The 16,320-nt window shown below is 31.6% G+C and carries 16 protein-coding genes; 8 read left to right on the top strand and 8 right to left on the bottom strand.

What is annotated here, in order from left to right:
• Window position 1: 1 nt before the first annotated feature.
• Window positions 2-874, bottom strand: coding sequence for a universal stress protein (locus WC223_05890; GenBank protein ID MFA6923770.1), 873 nt, complete (start codon window positions 872-874; stop codon window positions 2-4).
• Between the two features lie 398 nt (window positions 875-1,272).
• On the opposite strand from WC223_05890, the gene trmD reads away from it, so the two are divergent.
• The 3 genes from trmD to WC223_05875 all read left to right on the top strand — a co-directional run bounded on the left by trmD (window position 1,273) and on the right by WC223_05875 (window position 4,094).
• A complete protein-coding gene (gene trmD, locus WC223_05885; GenBank protein MFA6923769.1) occupies window positions 1,273-1,950 on the top strand; it encodes a tRNA (guanosine(37)-N1)-methyltransferase TrmD in 678 nt (225 codons plus the stop codon).
• An 85-nt stretch (window positions 1,951-2,035) separates the two neighbouring features.
• Window positions 2,036-2,383, top strand: coding sequence for a 50S ribosomal protein L19 (gene rplS / locus WC223_05880; GenBank protein MFA6923768.1), 348 nt, complete (start codon window positions 2,036-2,038; stop codon window positions 2,381-2,383).
• Between the two features lie 184 nt (window positions 2,384-2,567).
• Entirely contained in the window at window positions 2,568-4,094 is a 1,527-nt protein-coding gene (locus WC223_05875; protein ID MFA6923767.1) for a hypothetical protein, read from the top strand.
• A 25-nt stretch (window positions 4,095-4,119) separates the two neighbouring features.
• Here WC223_05875 and mtnP read toward each other — a convergent pair whose 3' ends face one another.
• Genes mtnP through recA form a run of 3 tightly spaced genes read right to left on the bottom strand, consistent with a single transcriptional unit; the run spans window position 4,120 to window position 6,939 of the window.
• Window positions 4,120-4,869, bottom strand: a complete 750-nt coding sequence (gene mtnP, locus WC223_05870; protein ID MFA6923766.1) for an S-methyl-5'-thioadenosine phosphorylase — start codon at window positions 4,867-4,869, stop codon at window positions 4,120-4,122.
• 12 nt (window positions 4,870-4,881) lie between these two features.
• On the bottom strand, window positions 4,882-5,919 hold the full coding sequence (locus WC223_05865) for a tetratricopeptide repeat protein (protein ID MFA6923765.1): 1,038 nt from the start codon (window positions 5,917-5,919) through the stop codon (window positions 4,882-4,884).
• 6 nt (window positions 5,920-5,925) lie between these two features.
• A complete protein-coding gene (recA, locus tag WC223_05860) occupies window positions 5,926-6,939 on the bottom strand; it encodes a recombinase RecA (protein ID MFA6923764.1) in 1,014 nt (337 codons plus the stop codon).
• Between the two features lie 352 nt (window positions 6,940-7,291).
• Between recA and WC223_05855 the strand changes: the two genes are divergently transcribed.
• The gene (locus tag WC223_05855; protein MFA6923763.1) at window positions 7,292-7,900 is read left to right on the top strand and encodes a rhomboid family intramembrane serine protease; all 609 of its coding nucleotides are present in this window, start codon (window positions 7,292-7,294) and stop codon (window positions 7,898-7,900) included.
• A 49-nt stretch (window positions 7,901-7,949) separates the two neighbouring features.
• Here WC223_05855 and WC223_05850 read toward each other — a convergent pair whose 3' ends face one another.
• Window positions 7,950-9,764, bottom strand: a complete 1,815-nt coding sequence (locus WC223_05850; protein ID MFA6923762.1) for an LTA synthase family protein — start codon at window positions 9,762-9,764, stop codon at window positions 7,950-7,952.
• A gap of 199 nt (window positions 9,765-9,963) precedes the next feature.
• On the opposite strand from WC223_05850, the gene WC223_05845 reads away from it, so the two are divergent.
• Complete coding sequence (locus WC223_05845) at window positions 9,964-10,461, top strand: hypothetical protein (GenBank protein MFA6923761.1); 498 nt, start codon at window positions 9,964-9,966, stop codon at window positions 10,459-10,461.
• Between the two features lie 211 nt (window positions 10,462-10,672).
• Here the strand turns inward: WC223_05845 and WC223_05840 are convergent, their stop codons facing one another.
• Together WC223_05840 and WC223_05835 are read right to left on the bottom strand one after the other, a co-directional pair.
• Window positions 10,673-12,040 (bottom strand): peptidylprolyl isomerase, encoded by a 1,368-nt coding sequence (locus WC223_05840; GenBank protein ID MFA6923760.1) that lies wholly within the window; start codon window positions 12,038-12,040, stop codon window positions 10,673-10,675.
• Window positions 12,018-12,896 carry a hypothetical protein gene (locus tag WC223_05835; protein ID MFA6923759.1) on the bottom strand — a complete coding sequence of 293 codons (879 nt, stop codon included), beginning with the start codon at window positions 12,894-12,896 and terminating at the stop codon, window positions 12,018-12,020. The genes WC223_05840 and WC223_05835 overlap by 23 nt, the downstream gene beginning before the upstream one ends.
• Window positions 12,897-13,145: 249 nt before the next feature.
• Between WC223_05835 and WC223_05830 the strand changes: the two genes are divergently transcribed.
• The 3 genes from WC223_05830 (at window position 13,146) to WC223_05820 (ending at window position 15,308) form a co-directional block, all read left to right on the top strand.
• Entirely contained in the window at window positions 13,146-13,928 is a 783-nt protein-coding gene (locus WC223_05830; GenBank protein ID MFA6923758.1) for a class I SAM-dependent methyltransferase, read from the top strand.
• Between the two features lie 94 nt (window positions 13,929-14,022).
• Window positions 14,023-14,766, top strand: coding sequence for an ABC transporter ATP-binding protein (locus WC223_05825; GenBank protein MFA6923757.1), 744 nt, complete (start codon window positions 14,023-14,025; stop codon window positions 14,764-14,766).
• 17 nt (window positions 14,767-14,783) lie between these two features.
• The gene (locus tag WC223_05820; protein ID MFA6923756.1) at window positions 14,784-15,308 is read left to right on the top strand and encodes a cob(I)yrinic acid a,c-diamide adenosyltransferase; all 525 of its coding nucleotides are present in this window, start codon (window positions 14,784-14,786) and stop codon (window positions 15,306-15,308) included.
• Between the two features lie 83 nt (window positions 15,309-15,391).
• Here WC223_05820 and WC223_05815 read toward each other — a convergent pair whose 3' ends face one another.
• The gene (locus tag WC223_05815) at window positions 15,392-16,234 is read right to left on the bottom strand and encodes an SDR family oxidoreductase (GenBank protein MFA6923755.1); all 843 of its coding nucleotides are present in this window, start codon (window positions 16,232-16,234) and stop codon (window positions 15,392-15,394) included.
• Between the last annotated feature and the right edge of the window lie 86 nt (window positions 16,235-16,320).

Here is a 16,320-nt window from a genome sequence, read left to right as displayed (position 1 = left end):
TTTACGAATGAACCATCAATATATCCGATGGTAAGTTTTCAAGTAAATATTCCAAGTCATGCTGAAAAATTCTGTCAATCAGATTAAGTTTTTTATAAGGTGAATGTATAACAAGAAAATCCACCCTGTTTTCAAGAGCAAAATCTCTTATTTCACTTCCCGGTTTACCATAAAGTAGTTTTGATGAAATATCCAATTCACCTACGTCAAATTTTTCAATCTTTTTCAATAAACTATCAAAAACTTCATTTTCTTCTTTTATGATTTCTTTTTGGGTTTCTTTAAGTTCCGCTTCAGAAAGGTCTTTATTAAGAAGCAATTTAAAACGGTTGGCATCTGTTTCTTTTGTCAGAAAAACTTTTTCTGATTTATGAGAAACAGCAATTGAAATTCCTATTAAAGCCAAAGTTTCGTTATCCCTTTCTTCTGAAAAATTTATTGCAATTCTTTTGTACGGACGTGGTGAAATTGCAGGTTCGCTGAGCAATAAAACGGAGCAATATGACTTTCTGATAATTTGCCTCGCTACAGAACCAATATAATATTGCAGCATTGTTTCCCTTGATAATGCACCGGCAATAAGAAGCTCGATTTTCATGCTTTCACAAATATCAAGTATTGCATTAACTTTATTCCCAGTACCCCATATAATGTTTGCCTTTTCAAATTCATATTTTTTAAAAAGTTCATCAAGTATTTGTTCCTTTTCAGATGTTTTATGTCCTACATGAATAAAATAATATTCGCTGTCGGCAATCTTTTTTAATCTGCCCGATTCTGCAATTATTGGCTCCAGACGGCTTGAGAACGTAACCGCAACAGCTATTTTATTAAAATGTTTCTTTAAAAAGTCAGGTTCTATGGTGTTTTTCATCTGTTTAAATTTTGTAAGTGATTGAAATTGCTGCTGTTAATTTGATGTTTTGTTTATTAACCTTCTTAGTTGCTCCCTCCCACAACCGAAACACATTCTGGTCGCGAATATCCATGCCTTTCTTCGTTGAAAACAGCACTGAATTTTTAATCATTTACGGTTTGTACAACCTATTTTTGTTTGCATGGATATTTCATATAATTAATATCAATTTAACTTTACAACTCAAGCACTCACTCAACAACTGTTACACAAAAATATCAATATGTTATCTTATACTTCACATATCATAATTTTTCAATTGCTTTAATTAGTTTCACAAAAGTATTAGATTTTATTAATTGATGAGTAAAATGTCGATAAAAAAACTGATATTTGTGAATAAAATTTTCAAGTCAATGCGAATAGATATTCTCACAATATTTCCCAAACTTCTGAAAAGTCCTTTTGAACACTCAATCATTAAAAGGGCTATTAAAAAAAAAATAGTAAGAATTTATTTTCACGACATCAGGGATTATAGTTCGACCAAACACAAGCAAGTTGATGATTATTCTTATGGTGGGGGTGCAGGAATGGTAATGATGGTTGAACCAATTGCAAAGTGCATTGAAAATCTGAAGAAAAAAAGAAAATATGATGAAGTTATTTTTATGACACCCGATGGCGATTTGCTTGACCAGAAAACTTCAAACCACTTATCTACATTGAAAAATATAATCATACTTTGTGGTCATTACAAAGGTGTGGACGAAAGAATACGTGAGAATTTTATTACAAAAGAAATTTCGATAGGAAAATATGTCCTTTCGGGAGGTGAACTGCCGGCTGCAATTCTTTGCGATGCCATTATCCGCATAATTCCTGGAGTTTTATCAGACGAAACATCTGCTCTTAGTGATTCATTTCAGGACGATTTGCTATCCCCACCTGTTTATACACGTCCCTCCGACTACAAAGGGCTGAAAGTTCCCGATGTTTTGCTATCGGGCAACGATAAGGAAATCCAGAAATGGCGGTCTGAAAAAGCAATTGAAAAAACTAAAAAACGTTATCCCGATTTGTTAAAAGAATGATTTTTTTAACTTTTTTCTGTTTTTCCAAAATTATTCCATATATTTGTACTCCGTTTTTTTAGACATATATATAAATATTACAGCAATGGATAAGATTAAAGAAATTGAAGATTTATTATCAGAGAAAAAAAACCTGCCCGCATTCAAAGCCGGAGATACAATTACCGTTTCTTATAAAATAAAGGAAGGTGCAAAAGAACGCATACAGCAATTTCAGGGAACCGTACTTCAAAGAAAAGGCACAGGATTATCAAAAACTTTTACAGTGAGAAAAATATCGGGCAATGTAGGTGTTGAAAGAATATTTCCCCTTAACTCACCGTTTATTGATGAAATTGAAGTCAACAAACGCGGTAAAGTGAGAAGAGCAAAAATATTCTATTTAAGAAAACTCAAAGGCAAAAGCGCCCGCATTAAAGAAGAAAATATTTAGTACCCGAATATCATAAAATTATGAGGTAATCTTTTTCGGAGGGTTACCTTTTTTAATTTATGAAGTGGTGAAATTTTCAGCAACTCTATTTTTCTCTTACGACTTTATATTTACGACTTTTTATTTTCACACTATTTTAATAATTTAGCACTTTTTAAATATTTTAATTTACAGAGTTTAAATTATGAAAACAGTTGATGATAAAAGAAAATGGAAGGTTTTTATAATAGTTTTCTTCATTGTAAATCTTTTTTTATCTTCATATTTTATTGATATATGGCCTACGCCAAATCCTGTTTCCCGGGCATTGCCTGTTTTAACTTTTTCCGAAAGCAGAACTCTTATAATTGATAAATACGCCGACCAAACAATTGATAAAAGCAAAGTCGGAAATCATTTTTATTCAGATAAAGCACCGTTGCCAACACTTCTGGCAATACCATTTTATGAATTCATCAAATTAGCTGGATTGACTAAAGTGAGCAAAGATGCTGGAAAAAAATTTCCTGTTTACGTGTGGCGTCCGATTGGAAAATATGACTCACGCGATTTTATGTTCCCTGAAATTATTCCTCTTCTTATCCTCGGAGGTTTTCTTTTCGGTTCGCTGCCTTTTGTTATAATAATTACGCTCACTTTTTTAGCATTAAGAAAACTCAAACCATCATTTTCTCCGGTATTATTGGTAATGCTTGCATTTTACGGTTCGTTTATTTTTGTTTTTTCGGGTACATATTTTAATCATATATTAGCAGGATTATTCCTTTTGTTAAGCTACATTGAACTAAAAGAAAAAAAATATTTTTTATCAGGCGTTTTTCTGGGATTAAGCTTCTTGTGTGAATATCCTATTTTAATTGCTGCTCCAATCTGGTGTATTCTTATTCTTATTAAAGAAAAAAAAATAAAATTTCCTTTCTATTTTGCTCTCGGAACACTACCTTCAATAATTATTATCTCTATTTATAATTGGTTTATAACCGGCTACCCTTTTAAAATGCTTATAGCATACAATGCGTTAGAAGCTTACAAAGAAGTTGGTCACAATTATGGATTCAAATTACCTTCAATCGAAGCGTTATGGGGATTGTCTTTTAGCGGCTCAATGGGATTATTTATTTTTGTTCCTACGCTTCTTATAGTCCTATTTTTTATTATTAAATCCATTATTAAAGATGAAAAATTCATAAATAAAATCAAAACAAATTATCTTTTTATATTCAGTATTGTATTTTTTTTAATCATCTCTTCATATTTTGTTTGGTGGGGAGGATGGTCATACGGGCCGAGATATTTGATTGTACTTGCAATAGTTTTGCTATACGAAGGATTAATATTTATTTCAAAAACCAAAGTAAACATATTTGTTTTTATCGGATTTGCTTTATTTGGCATTATCAGTTCTTGGTATGCAAAATCAACTTTGGTATACATGGTACCCGATTACTTTCAGAAAAGCAATGAATTTTCAAATACTTTTTCAAGTATCATAATTCCCGAATTTACTGCTCACAGATTTAATGCAAATAATCTTTTAACAATAGTACTTAATGTAAAACCCGAAACGGGAATATATTTCTGGATGTTTTTGTTTATTGCCTCTGTAATTAGCTTATACTTCTGGTATAAATCAATAAGCCCTTCCAAAAAAAATGTTACTGCTGAAAATAAAAAGAAAGGAAATTATCAATTAAAAAAAAGAAAAAAATAATTTGCCTGAAATATTCGGATTGTAGCTATCGGAATGCTTTAATCACGTTAATCAATAAATCAGTAACATTTGCGATGTTCCGATTAAATACTTTCAGAACTTCTTCCCATGTAACGGGTGCTTCATCGGTTTTCCAGCAATCGTAATCGGTGCTGAGGGCGATAGCGGCATAAGGAATACCGGCTTCATTTGCAAGAATACATTCAGGAGCAGTTGACATATTTATAATATCTGCATTCCATAATCTGAACATATTTGATTCCGCCCTTGTTGAAAATCTCGGTCCTTCTATTGTTATTACGGTTCCTGCCTGATGAAACTTTAATTTTAATTCTTTTGCTTTATTGCATAAAATATTTCTAAGCTCTTTTGAAAATGGTTCTGCCATTGGAGTGTGGGCAAGATTGCCGTTTTCAAATGTTTCGTGAAATGAAACAGCGCGGTGTCGCGTAAAATCAATAAACTGGTCGGGGAAAACAATGTGTCCCCTGCCAATTTCCTCTCTTAAACTTCCGCATGCGGTTGTTGCAAAAATGTGTGTGCAGGAAATTTGCTTTAGCGCATTAATGTTTGCTCTGTTATTTATCTGAGTTGGAGGAATGCAGTGTGTTCTTCCATGCCTAGAAAGTATGGCAACTTCAACTCCTTCGATAGTACCAGTTAATATTGATGAACTCGGTTTGCCGTAGGGTGTATCAATTTCATTTTCTTTTGCATTTTGAAAAATATTCAGATTTTCTAATCCTGAACCACCAATGATACCAAGCTTTCTCATTTATTAATTATTTTATTTATGCTTTTTTGGATTTATTTTTTTATGTCCTTCGATTCTGTTTATGCCTTCAATTGCTTCTTCAAAATTTGTTTTAAGCATATTTGCTTTCAGATAATTCATGTAAGCATTTTTTTTATCACCCGATTCCTCATACGATAAACCTCTCATGTAATATGCCTCTGAGTATGCCGAATCAACTTGTATGGCTTTCGTAAATTGATTTATCGCTTCCTTATAATCTTTATAAAACAGAAGATTTATATAACCGATATTGTAATAAGCATTTTTATATTTCGGGTCTAATTGCAATAAGCCAAAATAAGTTTCTATAGCTTTTTTATAATTTTTTGTTTCCTGATAAAACATAGCGACATCATAATAAATGTCAATACTTTTAGGATTTATTTTCAACGCATTTTCAAAATAATCCAAAGCAAGTTTATTTTTCTTTTTAAAAAATAACAACCCCAATTCCTCATAAGCCTTGAAATACTTCGGGTCCATATCGGTTGTTATCTGAAAGCATTTAACTGAAGTTGCGGTATCACCGTTTTCCTTGTATATCATTCCTTTTATAAAATATGCTTTTGCGAGAAATTTATCTACTTTAAGCGCTTTGCTTGTACATTCAATAGCTTCGGGATATTCTTTGAAATAAAAATGCAGCTCAGCAAGTTTTAAAATAGCATCAGTGTTTTTAGGGTCAAGAGAAATACACTTTTCAAGAGCTGATTTAGATGCTTTTGCCTTACCAATCATGAAATAGATATCGGAAAGTGTATAAAAATAGCTGGCTTTGTTAGTATCAACAGTAAGAACTTTTCTCATATCTTCAAGTGCTTTGCCAGCATCCTGCATTAATACGTAAAGTTTTGCCCTCTCGAAATATAAATCAATATTGGTAGGACTTTCTTCTATTTTTTTATTTAAATCATCAAATTTTGCGGTAATTGTGTCTTTGGAATTTGTTCTGTTTTTTTCTTTTTCCTTGCCATTATTTCCGCAGGAAATGAAAAATAATAAAATAAAAACACAAAATAAATTTCTCATATTATGTTAATTAGCTTTTGCAGCAAGAACTTCTTTTATTTTACTTTCAATTTCTTCTGCAAGTTCTACATTGTCGTTCATGATTTGCTTGACGGCATCGCGTCCTTGTCCGAGTTTGGTGTCTTTGTAACTAAACCATGAACCGCTTTTTTTGATTATGTTATTATCTACTCCAATGTCAATTATTTCTCCAACTTTGGAAATGCCTTCACCAAAAATTATATCAAATTCTGCAATTCGGAAAGGAGGAGCAACTTTATTTTTCACAACTTTAACTTTTACTCTGTTACCGACAGCAATTTCACCTTCCTTTATCTGGCTTATTCTTCTTATGTCAAGACGAATGGATGCATAAAATTTTAATGCATTTCCTCCGGTTGTTGTTTCAGGATTGCCAAACATAATCCCTATTTTTTCGCGAAGCTGGTTGATGAAAATGCAACAACATTTTGTTCTGCTGATAGTAGCAGTTAACTTACGTAATGCCTGCGACATAAGTCGCGCATGAAGTCCCATTTTTGAATCGCCCATCTCGCCTTCAATTTCGCTTTTAGGTGTAAGTGCCGCAACCGAGTCAATTACAAGAATGTCAATTGCTCCGGAACGTATAAGATTATCGGCAATTTCCAGCGCTTGTTCCCCGTTATCGGGCTGGGAAATTAAAAGATTTTCAACATCAACGCCAAGCTTTTGTCCGTAAAACCTATCGAAAGCATGTTCGGCATCAATTAATGCTGCAATTCCGCCTTTCTTCTGCGACTCTGCAATTGCATGCAGCGCAAGAGTGGTTTTCCCTGACGATTCAGGACCATATATCTCAACTACTCTTCCTTTTGGTAATCCGCCAACTCCTAATGCAACATCAAGTGACAACGAGCCCGTGGAAATAACTTCTACCGCTTCAATCGCATTGTCTCCCAATTTCATTATAGTTCCCTTGCCATAAGTTTTTTCGAGTTTATCAATAGTAAGATTAAGAGCTTTTACTTTTTCGCTTGTTTCATTTACTTCTTTTGCCATGATTATTTAGTTTTCAGTTTATAATTTCCTGTTATTGTTTTACAAATTAAAATATTTTTAATCAATTAATCAATTTCTTTTTGTTTAAGATATTAACATTATTAGTCGCAAGTCGTAAGTATTAAGTCGCAAGTAGTTGCTAAACGCTTTTGTGATACTTGATGTCCTCGTGTCTTAGTGGCATATTTTTTATTTAACGACAAATAAATAACAATAAAATTATCGCATCAAGCATATTTTAGAATTAGCTTAAGTTTATTTAGAATTTGCAGTAATATTTTTAGAATTTATAAAAAACCGATTTGGATTTTGTGCTTAGTCAATGAAATATTTTATTAAATTTGCTTCTCTTATGAATAAGGATAACAAGGTATTTAAAAGCATGATTTTTCCGATGTTCCTTGTTTTAACAATATGGATTGTTGAATACATTGAGGTTTCGTATGATTTAAATTTTATAAGTTATGGAATTATACCTCGTACAAAAGAAGGATTAATAGGGATAATAACATCTCCTTTTATTCATGCCAATTTATCGCATTTGGTATCAAATTCCATCCCCTTGTTTTTAATGCTTTGGGCGTTGTTTTATTTTTATTATGAAATTGCATTCCTGATTTTTATTTTGCTGTTTTTTATGACCGACATTCTTGTGTGGATTTTCGCAAGAGATGCAAGTCATATCGGGGCAAGCGGATTGGTTTATGCCACCGGTTCTTTTTTGTTTTTCAGCGGTATTATCAGAAGAAGTACAAAATTGCTTGCAATTTCTTTGCTTATAACTTTTATGTATGGAGGAATGATTTGGGGAATTTTTCCTAAATTTTATCCTCCCGATATTTCATGGGAAGCCCATTTAATGGGAGCAATTTCAGGCTTTATTATTGCAATTATTTTTAGAAAAAAAGGACCGCAACGCGAAAAATATGATTGGGAAGATGAAGATGATAATGAAGAATAGTAAAAGTAATAAGCTGCGAGCCATGAACAGAGAGAAAAAATATCGAAAATTAAAACGCAGGAGTTCGTTTCATTATTGATAAATCGAGATATTGCTGAAATACACTTTGCATAAGTGCTTTTCCTTTGTTTAAGTTATTTTCATTGAGAATTGCAGGCAATTTATTTTTTTCATAAACTGTTTTATTAAGATTGTGGTCGAAAATAACTGATTGGTTTTTATCAATAAATCCAAAGCCGTTGTCGAAAGTATAAAATGCAAAACCTTCGGAATTTTTATTAAAAATATTTTTACTGAATCTGAATTTGCTGCAATTTATATTTAGCTGTGAAAGCAGAGTTGCAGCGAAATCAATATGCGAAGCAATTTTATTGTTTTTCACACCACGGTATTCTTTTTTTAATACATCGCCATAAAATAGAAATGGAATATGGTGTCTGCCAATTTCGTTGTAATTTCTGCATTTCGGGAATGAATGAGCATGGTCGGCTGTAATAATGAACAAAGTATTTTTATACCATTCCTGTTGCTTTGCTTTTTGCAGGTATTGCGATAAGCATTTATCGGTGTAGTGAATAGTGTTTTTATATTTCTCACAAATATTATCATTGCCGAAAATATTTTCAACATCGGCATCGAACCACTCGTGGGATGTGCTTGTCATTATGATTGAGAAAAAAGGTTGTTTTATGTTTTTAATATCTCTCAAATGAAAATCAAATAATTCTTCATCATAAGCCCCCCACAATGTTTTTCTTTTAATGTTAAAGTCATTTTCTCCGATAAGTTTATCAATTCCGGCGGTTTTAAGGTAAACATCGGTATTTGCAAACCATAATTTTCCACTGCAATAGTATGAAGTATAATAATTTTTATTTTTCAAAACAGAAATGAGATTAGGAAGTTTTTCGAATTTTCCGAAATCTTTAATTACTGAATTTTGGGGCTGTGCCGGAAAACCGCTAAGCAAAGCAACTAAACCCTGGTCGGTACGAAATCCTGTTGCATAAAAATCAGTAAAAAGATAACCCGATTTACTTAATGAATCAATTTGCGGGGTAATGTTTTTTTCACCATCTAAACACCCTACTGCATCGGCACTTAAGCTTTCAATAAGTATTAAAATTATATTTGGACGATTTGTATTTATTATAATTTCTGTCGTATCTTTTATATAGGGATATAATTCTTTAATAATTTTATCAGCTTCTTTTTGATTAAAATAATTATATGGATTTTTTGTAACCTGTTTCTTGAAAAATATTTCTGCAAAATTCCAAAATCCATTAAGTGAAGCATTATTTAAAGTTGAATTTGTCGAATAGTAAGCCCAGCTTTTACTTATAGGATATTTCTGCAATCCGCCTCTGATGCCTGTAATACAAAGAAAAATCAACAAAACAGAAAATAATATTTTTTTGAAAATATTTAAATTAATGCTATTCTTAAAATAAATAAATTGCGAATAAAAATAAATCCAGATAAAACTTTGAAGAATAATAAGAATAAATAAAAGTAAATGTTCTTTTGAAAAAATAAGTCCGAATGCCTCACGCGGATATCTAAAACTTTCCATTGCCATTGCATTTATTTTCGAACCCCACGATAAATTAAGCCCTATGTCAGCTGCACCAACAAGGATATTAAGAATTATTAAAATTATGGTAATGCTATTTATTATATTAAGAAATATATTTTTTGCAATAAATAAATAGATTATAAAAAATAATACCGGAAAAACAATTAAATAGCATATTGCTGAAATATCAACGCCAATAGAGTAATAATTGCATGATAAGATTTCCTGAACAGAAACATTTTTGAGCATTTTAAAGCTGAAAAGCAGAAAAATTATTCTTTGCATAAAAAAGAAAATGTACCAGAAAATAAAGAATTTCAGAAAATATTTTATTGCAACTCGCATAAAATTACTTTATCAGGCAAAATTAAGTAAAATGAGGTAACATAAAAAGTGTTGATATAATAAATTATTATTTTACATTTGTAGGAACATAATGTTTCGCTGAATTATTTTTTTTATAAACTTTTAAAATAAATTAAAGATGAAAAATAAAGCATTACGATTAATTTCAATTTCAGTTTGCTTTTTTTTGATTGCATCTTGCTCGCATGAAAAGCAATTTACACAAAAAAGATATGACAAACTTCAGAAAGCTGCTGTAAACAGCGACGGAGCAAATTATTGCAACAGCAATAAAATACCAGAAAAATCTAAAGTAATTACAGCAGAAGATGAAAATTATGTTCCAGATAAGAACAACGATTTACTTTCATATATTCCTGAAAATAAAAATAGCATTTCAACTTCTCACGAAGAAGCATTAATTCCTTTTATTTTAAAAAAAGCAACAAAAAAACTTTCAGTTTCAAATTCTAATGATGTAAAAAAACAAAATTACAAGCAGGATGTGAAAAAATCTGATACAAAAGCAGCACCGAGAGGAGGAAGAGGGCACGATTTCTGGAATATTGCAATTACATGCATTCTTATTATCTGTATTGCGCTTGCTGTATATTTAATAATTACCAAGTCGAAATAAAATAAGTTTTCGGTTTTCAGTTTAGAGTCATAAGTCATTAGTAAAATTGCGAACTAAGAACTAACTAGTGCCTGTCCATAAAGTCGAGAGTTTGGTTCAGAATGTCCGAGTTCGAGGCTTTCGAAGTTTTAAAATCAGGAGTTTACTAAAGTAAATGACTGATTTTAAAACGAGAGTAACGAAGAAATCGGACATTCTGGACAAATTCTAACTATAACCAGTTATATTTAAAATTACATCCTTTATATATACTGTTTATTTTAATGTAGGAATGTTGCTTTGCTTTATTTATCCATTCTTTAATAGCTCTATTTTGTTTTTCGGTTAATGCAGCATTTTGTATTTGCTGATAATCTTCGGTAAGGTTGGCTTTATGGGGTGCCGTGCGACTTTTCAACATTACAACTCTTAATGCCTGTTTACCGTTTTTATCTTTCATTATCACAGGTTTTGAAATTTCGCCTACAGTCATTTTATCAACTACAAAAAATAATGAAGGGTCGATTTCATTCATCTGAAATCTCGACGAGCTTGTTGCCGGATTTACAATTAATCCTCCGTTGTTCCTGCTGTCATCATTAGAGAACTTTGCAGCAGCATCGCTAAATATATATTTTTTATTTTTAATTAACGTGGAAATGCTGTCAAGAAAATTATTAGCTTTTGTAATATCTATGGCAGAAATTTTAGGGACAACAAGTATCTGGCGAAGGTCAATACTTTCACCGCGCCGTTCCAAAAGCTGCAGAATATGATAACCTGCTGGACTTTCTATTACGGTTGAAACTTCTTTTTCTTTAAGGTTGAATGCAACAGAACATATTTCGGCAGGGAGGTCGCTTCTGACTTTAAATCCTATATCACCACCTTTTTTTGCCGATTCTACATCTTCGGAGTATAATGCAGCAAGAGTAACAAAGTCCTCCCCATTGATAATTCTTTTTCTGATTTGTTCGATTTTTTCCTGTGCTTCTTTCTTTTCTTCGATGTTTATCTCGGGATTTTTAACAATTTGCAATATTTCAACTTCCGAATTTACAAGAGGCAAACTATCGGCAGGAATTTTTTTGAAATATGCTCTTACTTCCGATGGAGTAACTTTAATATCATCTGTAATTTTTCGCTGCATTTGTTCCGACAAAATTTGTTCCCTCACTGTTTCCCTGAAGTCCTCTTTTATTTCAATAATTGATTTTTTATAATACTCCTCAAGCTTTTCCTGTGAGCCGATTTGATTTACGAAATACCGCAATCGCCTGTCAAGTTCCGATTCCACCTGCGAATCGGTAACTTTCAAACTATCGAGCTGTGCCTGATTCAGCAATAATTTCTGGAACAGCATATCTTCAAAAACCGAACATTTCATATCTATATCGTTACCGGATGTCATTCCCTGACCCATTGCCTGCATATATTGATTTTCCAAATCGGATTGAAGTATTATGCTGTTGCCGACTGTTGCAATAACTTGGTCAATAACTTTACCCTGCGAAGAGGCAGTATTGTTTACGAAAATAATACAACCCAGGATTAAAATTATTTCTTTTAAAATGCTTTTATTTTTTATGTTTTTTATCATATATCTCAAAATCTTTATTTTTAAATGCGTCTTTAAGTACCTGTTTTTCCATTTCATTTATCAAATCAATTTTTCTTTTGTTTATTATAATGTTTTTTACATTTTCCTTTTCAAAACTTAACGGAGAAATACTCTCTTTTATTTTAAATCCTTTAATATTTATAAAATAATTGCTTTCGGCATCCTGTATTTCGATAAATGTATGGTTCATCAAATAATTTTCTTGGTCATAAGTTTTTATAGGAATTTCTTTCAACACATCATCAAAAAGCAGCCACGACTGGTCATCAAGAAAATAATTCTCGGCATTTTCCCTGCAATATTCTTCAAGCAACATTCTGTCTTTTGGATTATTTGATTTACACCACGCTTTTACTTTCAATAAAGCAGGTGCTTTTAAAGGAGTTTTTACATATAACACCTTTACAATATTATCTTTTAATAAAAAATCCTTTTCATTTTTGTTATAATAATCTTTTATTTGTTCTTCGGTAACAACAGTGTCAAGTTTCTGACGAACAAGTTCCTTTTCATAAGCATAAGTAATAAGTGAATTCCGGTAATCTTCGAGTTGAACATCAAAATTCTTTTGCTCTTTTGTAAGATTTTCTTCGGCTTTATGAAGAAGCAGATTTAGTTTTATCCAACTGTTTATGTAGTTCCGAACAATAATTTCACTGTCCTTTGATTTTGTATTCTGAGGAACAATATTGAGCAAATTACTTTTGTCAAGGTATTTATCATAAACTCTCGCAACAACTTCATTATTTTTTTCTTTTTTAAAATACGAACATGAGAAAATAAACAATGTGATAAGTGCAACCGAAATTATATTTATATTTTTTCTAAAAAACATTTAAAGTAAATGAATAATTAATAATAAAAAACTTGTTGGCTAATAACAACCTTTTATTTAACCTGCCCAAAAGTACACAATATTTACATTAAGATTAAAAAAAATTGTATAATTGCGTAAAACTAAATTTTAAGTTTGACTGAAGATTATAAAATTTAGAAATTAGGATTTAGGATTTAAAATAATTTGCGAAATTTTGAATTTGTAATTTTTTTTTACGATTTACGATTAACTATTAACTTTTCCCCAATGACTACTTTTTGTTTTGCATTAAAATATTTTCGTTATCTCTTAACTTCTTCTGGAGGTCATTCCATTCATTCTCCTTTTGTGTATGATTTATTTGCAAACGTAATTAATAAAAAAACAGATTCTTCGATTTTTAAAAGTATTAAAAACATAAGAAATTCAATGCTTGCCTCAAATGAAATTATTGACTGCATTGATTATGGGGCAAGCGGCTCGGAAGGAAATAACACAAAAAGAAAAATTTCCGACATTGCAAAAAAATCCGCAAAGTCCCAAAAATACTGTGCTTTATTATTTCGACTTGTAGATTCTTTCAAGCCAAAAACAATTTTGGAATTGGGAACATCACTTGGCATCAGCACCCTTTATCAGGCACTACCAAACTATCATCCAAAAGTAATTACAATTGAAGGTTGTGAAAATACTGCTGCAATAGCAAGAAATAATTTCAAGATTTCAGGTCAGAAAATTGATGTAATCACCGGTGAATTTACTCGTGTTTTACCTCAAATATTGAAATATATTAAAAACACAGATTATGTTTTTTTTGATGGCAATCATCGCTACGAACCGACAATAAGCTATTTTGAGCAATGTCTGGAAAAAGCAAACGATAATTCGCTATTTGTTTTTGATGATATTCACTGGTCTGATGAAATGGAAAATGCATGGAAATATATCAAAAATCACGAGAAGGTTAGCATATCAATTGATTTGTTTTTCATGGGTTTGATTTTTTTCAGAAAAGGAATAACAAAACAAAATTTTATTATCAGATTTTAACTAAATTTGCAGAATTATGTTTGTGGTTCGTAGTTTGTGGTTCGTTGTTCGAACTTTAAACTTTAGACCTTAAACTTTAAACTTTTTAAAAGTAATGGCAGAAGAATTGATAGTTTTAAAAAATCTTGTAAAAAATTACAAAGTCGGAACTGAAATCATCAGGGCGTTGCGTTTGATAAATCTCGCTATTTATAAAAATGAATACGTTGCATTAATGGGTCCGTCTGGTTCAGGAAAATCAACACTTATGAATATTCTCGGATGCCTTGATACACCTACTTCAGGTGAATATTTTTTAAACGAAATTAATGTGAGCAAAATGAGCGACAACGAACTTGCTGAAGTAAGAAACAAGCAAGTGGGCTTTGTTTTCCAAACGTTTAATCTATTGCCCCGTTCTTCTGCTCTTGAAAATGTTATGCTGCCACTTGTTTATGCAGGGCTTAATAAAAATAAAAGAATTGAAAGAGCAAGTATAGTCATGAATAACGTGGGGCTTACCGACAGGATTAAACATAAACCGAATGAGCTTTCAGGCGGACAGCGACAAAGGGTTGCAATTGCAAGGGCTCTGGTAAATTCACCTGCTATAATGCTTGCCGATGAACCAACAGGTAATCTCGATTCAAAAACTTCAGTGGAAATAATGGGACTTTTTGAAGAAATTCATAAAAGCGGAAACACAATCATTGTTGTTACTCATGAGCCAGATATTGCTAAATATGCCCACCGCATAATCAAACTAAACGACGGCATGATTATCAGTGATGAAAAAAATAACGATATAAGAACTTTTGAAAATGAAAAACTGAAGTTAGCAGTTGAAAGCAACGACTAATAAATAATAAACGGAAAATGAAAATATACACAAAAACCGGAGACAAAGGAAAAACCTCATTAATTGGGGGATTGCGTGTTTCCAAATGTCATCATAGAATTGATGCTTTAGGAAGTGTTGACGAACTCAATTCGTGGCTCGGTTTAATTTGCTCTCAGAAAATTGATAAAATTTCAAAAAATAATTTATTTGTAATTCAAAAAAATCTTTTCGCTATCCAGTCAGCACTTGCTGTCGGTTATGATAAATCAAAAAAAATAAAAAAACCAAATATTAATTTTTTAAAAGAAAATGACTTGAATTTTCTTGAAAAAGAAATTGATAAAATAGAAAAAAAATTACCTGCACTCAAAGAATTTGTAATTCCCGGAGGGAACCAAATATCTTCACATTGTCATATTGCACGCACAGTATGCCGCAGAGCAGAGCGTATTACCATTAATCTTTCCGAAAAAGAAAAAGTTGATGAATTTATATTAAAATATCTAAATCGCCTTTCCGATTATCTTTTTGTTCTTGCCAGAAAAGAGTTTAAAGTTTAAGGACTAAAGTTTCAAGAATTGTCAAATTGCTGAATTTTTAACCATTTGTAGTATAACAATTAGTCATTTTTATATTTAAATATCTATGCAACAAGTCCCGCAAATTTTTCACTTACTTTCCAGAGTTTGTCCGCAATTTCGGAGTCGTATGATTCTTTTGATGTTCTCTTTATTTTTTTCTTAGCAAAATATTCACCCGACACGCCGTCAACTTCAGGAGAAGATGCAAGGTAAATTGAAGTTTCTGCACCTTTTTCGGGAGTTAATAAAAATGGCTTAAATGAACTCCACGCGAATTTATAAAATCCTTTTAAATCTCTGTCGAATTTTGTATTAACCCCTCCTGGATGAACCGAATTTACTGTTACTTCGGTGCCTTCAAGTTTTTCGGCAAGTTTTTTTGTAAATAATACATTTGCGAGTTTTGCTTGTCCATAAGATTTTGCTGAACTGTATTTTTTTTCAAACATTAAATCATCAAAATCAATATGTCCCATAAGGTGAGCAACTGAGGAAACATTGATAATCCGTGACGGCTTGCTTGATTTTATTGTATCAAGTAATAAATTTGTGAGCAGGAAATGTGCAAGATGACAAACAGCAAGTGTTTTTTCAAAACCATCTATAGTAGTTTCTCTTTTGCTTAAAATAAGCCCTGCATTATTGATTAAAACATCGAGACGATTGTATTTATTTTTGAATTCCGCAGCGAGTTGCCGAACTGAAGAAAGAGAAGATAAATCGCAGAGCAGGTATTCAACATTCGGGTTTTTACTTTCCGATTTTATTTCTTCAACAGTTTCTATTGCTTTATTTTTATCGCGTGCAACCAAAACCAATGTCGCCTGCATTTTCGCCAGAGCCATTGCTGTTGCCTCGCCAATACCTGATGTGGCTCCCGTTATTAAAACAATTTTACCTTTCATTTTTTTGATATAGTGATTTCAAAATATACAAATTTATCGTGTGTTTAGTATAAAACAATAAAATTATCTTAAAAGCCCTTTGTGGT

It is taken from the genome of Bacteroidales bacterium, assembly GCA_041671145.1.
GTDB lineage: Bacteria > Bacteroidota > Bacteroidia > Bacteroidales > JAHJDW01 > JAQUPB01.
Note: the sequence above shows the minus strand (reverse complement) of the source record. Positions and strands in the feature narration are given on the sequence as shown.

Coding starts and splice junctions, on each gene's coding strand:
- WC223_05820 (MFA6923756.1), top strand. CDS start 14,784: ATGAAAATATACACAAAAACCGGAGACAAAGGAAAAACCTCATTAATT.
- WC223_05850 (MFA6923762.1), bottom strand. CDS start 9,764: ATGCAAAGAATAATTTTTCTGCTTTTCAGCTTTAAAATGCTCAAAAAT.
- mtnP (MFA6923766.1), bottom strand. CDS start 4,869: ATGAGAAAGCTTGGTATCATTGGTGGTTCAGGATTAGAAAATCTGAAT.
- WC223_05890 (MFA6923770.1), bottom strand. CDS start 874: ATGAAAAACACCATAGAACCTGACTTTTTAAAGAAACATTTTAATAAA.
- WC223_05825 (MFA6923757.1), top strand. CDS start 14,023: ATGGCAGAAGAATTGATAGTTTTAAAAAATCTTGTAAAAAATTACAAA.
- WC223_05815 (MFA6923755.1), bottom strand. CDS start 16,234: ATGAAAGGTAAAATTGTTTTAATAACGGGAGCCACATCAGGTATTGGC.
- WC223_05865 (MFA6923765.1), bottom strand. CDS start 5,919: ATGAGAAATTTATTTTGTGTTTTTATTTTATTATTTTTCATTTCCTGC.
- WC223_05845 (MFA6923761.1), top strand. CDS start 9,964: ATGAAAAATAAAGCATTACGATTAATTTCAATTTCAGTTTGCTTTTTT.
- WC223_05875 (MFA6923767.1), top strand. CDS start 2,568: ATGAAAACAGTTGATGATAAAAGAAAATGGAAGGTTTTTATAATAGTT.
- recA (MFA6923764.1), bottom strand. CDS start 6,939: ATGGCAAAAGAAGTAAATGAAACAAGCGAAAAAGTAAAAGCTCTTAAT.
- rplS (MFA6923768.1), top strand. CDS start 2,036: ATGGATAAGATTAAAGAAATTGAAGATTTATTATCAGAGAAAAAAAAC.
- WC223_05855 (MFA6923763.1), top strand. CDS start 7,292: ATGAATAAGGATAACAAGGTATTTAAAAGCATGATTTTTCCGATGTTC.
- WC223_05840 (MFA6923760.1), bottom strand. CDS start 12,040: ATGATAAAAAACATAAAAAATAAAAGCATTTTAAAAGAAATAATTTTA.
- WC223_05835 (MFA6923759.1), bottom strand. CDS start 12,896: ATGTTTTTTAGAAAAAATATAAATATAATTTCGGTTGCACTTATCACA.
- WC223_05830 (MFA6923758.1), top strand. CDS start 13,146: ATGACTACTTTTTGTTTTGCATTAAAATATTTTCGTTATCTCTTAACT.
- trmD (MFA6923769.1), top strand. CDS start 1,273: ATGCGAATAGATATTCTCACAATATTTCCCAAACTTCTGAAAAGTCCT.